Genomic DNA, 7,061 nt, shown 5'->3' with positions numbered 1-7,061 from the left:
TCAGCCCTCGAGACTCGCGGCTGCGCCGCCTCGCTTCGAGGGCTGACAGCAGACGCGGGCCGAACCCTTTGTGGGCCTCGCTGAACTCGGCACCGGGAAGGTGACCCATTCCGTGGAGGGGAACGGTTCGGATCGGAACCGGGTGGTGACGCTGGTACCGGGCCCGTGGGCTGCGTAGTGCGGGGCCGCGTTCGCGGGGATCTCTCGTTTTATCCGGATGGTCGCATCCGTGTGGGGTGGGGCCCGCCCGGTTCTGGAGCGACCGGCGGGGGTGAAGAACCGGGTTGATAGGGCCCCGCCCGCGGCGTCGGAGACGCCGCAATAGGTGCAGCGCGCTAATCTTGCAGCGATTAGTTGTGGATGAGCAACGTGGCGACGGCGATGAAGCTGGCTTTCGCGTAGCTACGAGATGGGAGGAGTGCTTGTGGAGCTGCTCCTGCTGACCTCCGACCCCGATCCCGAATCGGTTCTGCCTTCGTTGACGCTGCTCGCGCACAATGTGCGGCCGGCGCCGACCGAGGTGGCGTCGTTGCTGGAAGCGGGTACCGCCGATATCGCGCTGGTGGATGCGCGCACCGATCTGGCGGCGGCGCGTGGTCTGTGCCGCCTGCTGGGTAGTACAGGGTCGTCGGTTCCGGTGGTCGCCGTGCTGACCGAGGGCGGCCTGGTCGCGGTGAACGCCGACTGGGGTCTCGACGATATTCTGCTGCCCAGTACCGGGCCCGCGGAGCTGGATGCCCGGTTGCGGTTGCTCGTCGGCCGTACCGGAGGCGCGGCCAGCCCCGAGGCCAGCGGAAAGATCACCCTGGGTGAGCTGGTGATCGACGAGGGCACCTACACCGCCCGGTTGCGCGGTCGCCCGTTGGACCTGACCTACAAAGAGTTCGAGTTGCTGAAGTATCTCGCGCAGCACGCGGGCCGGGTGTTCACCCGTGCCCAGCTGCTGCAGGAGGTGTGGGGTTACGACTTCTTCGGCGGCACCCGCACGGTCGACGTGCATGTGCGGCGGTTGCGGGCCAAACTGGGCAGTGAGTACGAGTCGCTGATCGGGACCGTCCGCAATGTCGGGTACAAGGCGGTACGGCCCGCCCGCTCGTCGAACAAGGGCGAGGGCGAGGGCCGGTCGGCCAATGGAGACAAGGACGGCGTGGAGGACGATTCCATGACGCCGGTCAACGGCACCGCGCAGTGAATCCGGGCGGGACGGCCGGCTACGAGCTGGAATGGACGGAAGGCCCGCTGGACGGCCGGGCCGATCGAGTGACCGCGTTGCTGGAGAAGGCTACCGCGACCGACGGCGTGGCCCCGGTGTCCGAGCAGGCGTTGCTGGCGTTGCGGCGTTCGTCGCCGGTGCGGCATCTGCTCGCGCTGTGTGCGGGAACGGTGGCCGGATACGCGAGCCTGACCCCGTCACACGGTGAGCATCCCGCGATGGCCGAGACGGCTGTGGCACCGGAGTTCCGGGGCCGGGGGATCGGGCGCGGTCTGGTGTCGGCCGCGTTGGCCGCGGGCGGCTCCGGGACGCGTGTCTGGGCGCATGGAAAGCTGCCCGCCGCGGAGGCGGTGGCCGCCCGGCTGGGGCTGGTCGCGGCGCGCGAACTCTGGCAGATGCGCCGCGAGCTGGCAAATAGTGAGTTACCGGCGGTGGCGCTGCCGGACGGTCTGATCGTGCGCACCTACGCCGGTCCGTCCGACGACCCGGAATTGCTGCGGGTCAACAACGCGGCGTTCGATTGGCATCCCGAACAGGGTGGATGGACCGAGGACGAGCTCGCCCAGCGGCGGGCGGAGTCGTGGTTCGACCCGGACGGTCTCTTCCTGGCCTTCGATGCCCAGGATCCGACGCGATTGCTCGGATTCCACTGGACCAAGGTCCATGACGACGAGAACCCGCCCGCGGGTGAGGTCTATGTGGTCGGTGTCGATCCGGCCGCGCAGGGGCGGGGGCTCGGTGGCCTGCTCACCCTGATCGGCCTGCATCATCTGCGGCATGCGGGACTGGGTGAGGTCCTGCTGTACACCGAGGCGGACAACACCGCGGCGGTCCGCACCTACCGCCGGCTCGGCTTCGCTCCGGCCCATATCGATATCGCCTATACCGCCGCGCGGTGACGTCGGGTGGTTGGCCGAATAGCGTGCGCCGAGTAACAACGCGGCAAACATCACACATAACGGACGCATCAGCTCCGTCCTGTTCACCTTCCGTTCACTTGCCCTGGTCCGGCTGTCTACCGGCAGGCCCTAGTTTGATTCCAGGCGGCAGTGGGCCGCCCGGTGTGCAAGTTCCCCGCGAACGGCCGCACCCACCACACACGCCCGGGCCGGTGAGGGACCGGGCGCGTAGGACGTATCCGGAGGACTGGTAGTGAAGTTCAAGCGCAGCAGTGCCCTCGTCGGTGTACTCGCCGCCGTAACCCTGCCGCTGGCCGCCTGCGGCAGCGACGACAACGCAGGGGCGACCGGTGTCGAGGCCAACGCCGATGTCACCTGTGGTGGCAAGGAGGCGCTGAAGGCCAGCGGTTCCTCGGCCCAGAAGAACGCCGTCGAGCGTTTCACCGCCGCCTACGAGACCAACTGCGACGGCCAGACCCTCAACTACACCTCGAGTGGCTCGGGCGCCGGTGTGAAGGAATTCCTCGGCGGCCAGACCGACTTCGCCGGCTCCGACTCCCCGCTGAGCGAGAAGAAGGGCGAGGTCGCCGACGCGGCGAAACGCTGCGCTTCCCCGGCCTGGAACCTGCCGACCGTCTTCGGCCCGATCGCCATCACCTACAACATCAACGGCGTCACCGATCTCGCGCTGGACGGCCCGACCCTGGCCAAGATCTTCAACGGTGCGATCAAGACCTGGGATGCCCCCGAGATCAAGGCGCTGAACCCGGACGCGCAGCTGCCCGCGGAGCCGGTCAAGGTCATCTACCGGTCGGACGAGTCCGGCACCACCGATAACCTGCAGCTCTACTTGGACGCCGCCTCCGACGGCGCCTGGGGCAAGGAAGCCGGCAAGGTCTTCAACGGCGGTGTCGGTGAGGGCGCCAAGGGCAACGAGGGCACCTCCGCCGCGGTCAAGTCCACCCCGAACTCGATCTCCTACAACGAGTGGTCGTTCGCCAAGGCGCAGAACCTGGCCGTGACCCGCGTCATCACCTCCGCCGGCCCGGAGCCGGTCGAACTGACCTCCGAGACCGCCGGTAAGGCGATCAACGGTGTGAAGATCAAGGGCGAGGGCAACGATCTGGTGCTCGACACCTCGTCGTTCTACAAGCCCACCGAGACCGGTGCGTACCCGATCATCCTGCCGACCTACGAGATCGTGTGCTCCAAGTACGCCGACGGTGAGGTCGCGACCGCCGTCAAGGCGTTCCTGAGCTCGGCGACCAGCAACGGTCAGGACGGCCTGGAGGACAACGGCTACGTGCCGATCCCGGAGGAGTTCAAGACCAAGCTGACCACGGCGATCAACGCCATCTCCTGATAGCGCGAATATGACAGTCAACCCTGAGGTAGCCTCGGCGGGCTCGTCCGGTGGGACGGGCCTGCCGAAGGCGGGAGTCCCCGCAACAATGTCGAGCCATCCGAGCAAACCGCCGTTAGGTGGTGAATCCAGGGGCAGTGGCCGGCGGGCCGAGCTGATCTTCAAATCGCTGGCCACCACCGCCGCGGCGATCATCGTGGCCTCCATCGCGCTGATCGCCCTGTTCCTGCTGATTCGTGCGGTGCCTTCGCTCCGGGCTGACCAGGTGAACTTCTTCACCAGTACGGAGTTCAACACCGGCGATGCGGGCAATCTCCGCTTCGGTATCCGTGATCTGTTCATGGTGACGGTGTTGAGCTCCGCCTTCGCGCTGCTCATCGCGGTTCCGATCGGCGTCGGTATCGCGTTGTTCCTCACCCGGTACGCGCCCAAACAGCTGGCGCGCCCCTTCTCCATGCTGACCGATCTCCTGGCCGCGGTGCCTTCGATCGTCTACGGCCTGTGGGGTCTGCTGGTGCTGGCCGCCTACCTGAAGCCGATCCAGGAGTTCCTCAACGACAACCTGGGTTGGTTCTTCCTCTTCTCCGACGGCAATGTCTCGATCGCCGGCGGCGGCACGATCTTCACCGCGGGCGTGGTGCTCGCGGTGATGATCTTGCCGATCATCACCTCGGTGGCGCGCGAAGTGTTCGCGCTCACCCCCGTCTCGCATATCGAGGCGGCCCAGGCACTGGGCGCCACCAAATGGGAGGTCGTGCGCATGACCGTGCTGCCCTACGGGCGCAGCGGTGTCATCGCCGGCTCCATGCTCGGTCTGGGCCGTGCCCTCGGTGAGACCATCGCCGTGCTGCTCATCCTGAAGACCTCGGCGGACGCGGGCAACTGGTCGCTGTTCGACGGTGGCTTCACCTTCGCGTCCAAGATCGCCTCGGCTGCCGCCGAGTTCAGCGCTCCGCTGCCGACCGGCGCCTATATCGCGGCGGGCTTCGTGCTCTTCGCGCTGACCTTCGTCGTCAACGCGCTGGCCCGATTCGCGGCGGGCGGAAAGGTGAACGGCTGATGACCACTCTGACGAAGTTCAATCAGCCGATCAAGGCGCCCACCTTCCGTCAGGTGAGTACCGGGCGGCGGATCAAGAACAATATCGCCACCGTCCTGTTCACCCTGTGCTTCCTCATCGCGCTCGTCCCACTGGGCTGGGTGCTGGGGATGGTCCTCATCAACGGCTTCGAAGCCATCCTGTCCCTGGACTGGTGGCAGAACTCGCAGAAGGGCGTGCTGCCCGATCAGACCGGCGGCGGTGTCTACCACGCTATCTACGGCACGATCGTGCAATCGGCGGTGGCGGCCGTGATCGCGGTGCCGCTGGGCATCATGGCGGCGGTCTACCTCATCGAATACGGCACCGGCCGGTTCGCCAAGGTCACGACCTTCATGGTCGACATCCTCGCCGGTGTGCCCTCGATCGTGGCGGCCCTGTTCATCTTCGCGCTGTGGATCGCGACTCTCGGGTTCCCGCAGAGCTCGCTCGCGGTGTCACTGGCCATGGTGCTGCTGATGCTGCCGGTGGTCGTGCGCAATACCGAGGAAATGCTCAAGCTCGTCCCCGACGAGCTCCGGGAAGCGTCCTACGCGCTCGGGATCCCGAAGTGGAAGACGATTCTGAAGATCGTCATCCCGACCGCCCTGCCGGGCATGATCTCCGGCATTCTGCTCGCACTGGCCCGGGTCATGGGCGAGACGGCGCCGGTGCTGGTGCTGGTCGGCTACAGCAAGTCGATCAATATGAACATCTTCGACGGCAATATGGCCTCACTGCCGCTGCTGATCTACCAGGAACTGGCGAACGCCGAGGACGCGGGCCGGCAGCGGGTGTGGGGCGCCGCGCTCACCCTCATCCTGCTGATCGCACTCCTGTACGTGGCGGCCGCGGGTGTCAACAAGTTCCTGATGCGGAACCGATAAGGCGGAACGGAAACATAGATGGCCAAGCGCATAGACATCAAAGAACTGAACATCTTCTACGGCAAGTTCCACGCCGTCGCCGATGTCTCGCTGAACGTCCTGCCGCGCAGTGTGACCGCCTTCATCGGACCGTCCGGTTGTGGGAAGTCCACCGTGCTGCGATCGCTGAACCGGATGCATGAGGTGACCCCGAACGCCAGCGTCTCGGGTGCGGTCATGCTGGACGGTGAGGACATCTACGCCTCGCAGGTCGACCCGGTCGGCGTGCGCCGCACGATCGGCATGGTGTTCCAGCGTCCGAACCCGTTCCCCACCATGACCATTCGCGACAATGTGGTGGCGGGTCTCAAATTGCAGGGCGTGCGCAACAAGGGCGAACTCGACGAGGTCGCCGAACGGTCGCTGCGCGGCGCCAACCTGTGGAACGAAGTGAAGGATCGCCTGGACAAGCCGGGCGGCGGCCTGTCCGGCGGTCAGCAGCAGCGGCTCTGCATCGCGCGCGCCATCGCGGTCTCACCCGATGTGCTGCTGATGGACGAGCCCTGTTCGGCGCTGGACCCGATCTCGACCCTGGCGATCGAGGACCTGATCACCGAGCTGAAGAAGGAATACACGATCGTCATCGTCACCCACAACATGCAGCAGGCGGCGCGGGTGAGCGATAAGACCGGCTTCTTCAACCTGGAGGCGCAGGGCAAGCCGGGCCGGCTGGTGGAGATCGACGATACGGAGAAGATTTTCTCCAACCCGGGCGAGAAGGCCACCGAGGATTACATCTCCGGCCGCTTCGGCTGATTTCCGCACGAATCCCCGCGAGGGCCGGTCACCGGTCCTCGCGGAGTCGTATCCGCACCAGGGCGCGACCGCTCGCACGACGAACCGCGGGCCGAAGGAAATCCTCCGGCCCGCGATCGGTTCTGTTCGGGGAATGCGCCCGGGTCAGGACTCGACATCCTCATCGGCCGGCAGCACACCGGTGACCAGGAAGATCACCCGGCGGCCGATCTCCACGGCGTGATCGGCGAAACGTTCGTAGTAGCGGCCCAATAGCGTGACATCCACGGCCGAGGCCACACCGTACTTCCATTCGCGATCCATGAGCAGGGTGAACAGATGGCGATGCAGATCGTCCATCGCCTCGTCGTCCTGGTTCAGTTGCGCCGCGCGCTCGGGATCACGAGTGTCGAGCACCTCTTGGGCGCCGCTGCCCATACTGACCGCGATCCGGCCCATCTCGGCGAAATAGCCGTTCACGGCCTCGGGCAGCGCGTGGTTGGGATGCCGCCGACGGGCCACCTTGGCCACGTGCAGGGCCAGGGTGCCCATCCGGTTCACGTCGTTGACGATCTGGATGGCGCTGACCACCTGCCGGAGATCTCCGGCAACCGGGGCCTGTAGTGCCAGCAGTGCGAACGATTTCTCCTCGGCACCGGAGATCATCTCGGCGATCCGATCGCCCTCACTGATGACCTGTTCGGCCAGCGTCAGGTCGGCCTGGAGCAGAGCCTGCGTGGCGCGATCCATGGCCGAACCGGCAAGACCGGCCATCTCGCCCAGGAGGTGGGCGAGATCGGCCATTTGCTCGTTGTAGATGACACGCATGAGTCAGAACACTAGTTCG

7 protein-coding genes are annotated in these 7,061 nt (G+C 66.2%); 6 read left to right on the top strand and 1 reads right to left on the bottom strand.

Annotation, left to right across the window (positions count from 1 at the left end; genetic code table 11):
* Positions 1 to 424: 424 nt before the first annotated feature.
* The 6 genes from AB0F41_RS27255 to pstB all read left to right on the top strand — a co-directional run bounded on the left by AB0F41_RS27255 (position 425) and on the right by pstB (position 6,235).
* Positions 425 to 1,192 carry a response regulator transcription factor gene (locus AB0F41_RS27255; RefSeq protein ID WP_357428625.1) on the top strand — a complete coding sequence of 256 codons (768 nt, stop codon included), beginning with the start codon at positions 425 to 427 and terminating at the stop codon, positions 1,190 to 1,192.
* Positions 1,193 to 1,218: 26 nt separating this feature from the next.
* The gene (mshD, locus tag AB0F41_RS27250) at positions 1,219 to 2,112 is read left to right on the top strand and encodes a mycothiol synthase (protein WP_357428629.1); all 894 of its coding nucleotides are present in this window, start codon (positions 1,219 to 1,221) and stop codon (positions 2,110 to 2,112) included.
* A 253-nt stretch (positions 2,113 to 2,365) separates the two neighbouring features.
* Positions 2,366 to 3,475 (top strand): phosphate ABC transporter substrate-binding protein PstS, encoded by a 1,110-nt coding sequence (pstS, locus tag AB0F41_RS27245; protein WP_357428623.1) that lies wholly within the window; start codon positions 2,366 to 2,368, stop codon positions 3,473 to 3,475.
* Positions 3,476 to 3,563: 88 nt separating this feature from the next.
* On the top strand, positions 3,564 to 4,535 hold the full coding sequence (gene pstC / locus AB0F41_RS27240; RefSeq protein WP_357428621.1) for a phosphate ABC transporter permease subunit PstC: 972 nt from the start codon (positions 3,564 to 3,566) through the stop codon (positions 4,533 to 4,535).
* The gene (gene pstA / locus AB0F41_RS27235) at positions 4,535 to 5,440 is read left to right on the top strand and encodes a phosphate ABC transporter permease PstA (RefSeq protein WP_357428619.1); all 906 of its coding nucleotides are present in this window, start codon (positions 4,535 to 4,537) and stop codon (positions 5,438 to 5,440) included. The genes pstC and pstA overlap by 1 nt, the downstream gene beginning before the upstream one ends.
* Positions 5,441 to 5,458: 18 nt before the next feature.
* Positions 5,459 to 6,235, top strand: coding sequence for a phosphate ABC transporter ATP-binding protein PstB (pstB, locus tag AB0F41_RS27230; RefSeq protein WP_357428617.1), 777 nt, complete (start codon positions 5,459 to 5,461; stop codon positions 6,233 to 6,235).
* 144 nt (positions 6,236 to 6,379) lie between these two features.
* Here the strand turns inward: pstB and phoU are convergent, their stop codons facing one another.
* The gene (gene phoU / locus AB0F41_RS27225; RefSeq protein WP_357428615.1) at positions 6,380 to 7,042 is read right to left on the bottom strand and encodes a phosphate signaling complex protein PhoU; all 663 of its coding nucleotides are present in this window, start codon (positions 7,040 to 7,042) and stop codon (positions 6,380 to 6,382) included.
* Positions 7,043 to 7,061 lie beyond the last annotated feature (19 nt).

It is taken from the genome of Nocardia sp. NPDC024068, assembly GCF_040638875.1.
Classification (GTDB): Bacteria; Actinomycetota; Actinomycetes; order Mycobacteriales; family Mycobacteriaceae; genus Nocardia.
Note: the sequence above shows the minus strand (reverse complement) of the source record. Positions and strands in the feature narration are given on the sequence as shown.

Bases quoted from the DNA above. Each gene is read 5' to 3' on its own strand.
- pstC (WP_357428621.1), top strand. From the start codon at position 3,564: ATGTCGAGCCATCCGAGCAAACCGCCGTTAGGTGGTGAATCCAGGGGC.
- pstA (WP_357428619.1), top strand. From the start codon at position 4,535: ATGACCACTCTGACGAAGTTCAATCAGCCGATCAAGGCGCCCACCTTC.
- pstB (WP_357428617.1), top strand. From the start codon at position 5,459: ATGGCCAAGCGCATAGACATCAAAGAACTGAACATCTTCTACGGCAAG.
- phoU (WP_357428615.1), bottom strand. From the start codon at position 7,042: ATGCGTGTCATCTACAACGAGCAAATGGCCGATCTCGCCCACCTCCTG.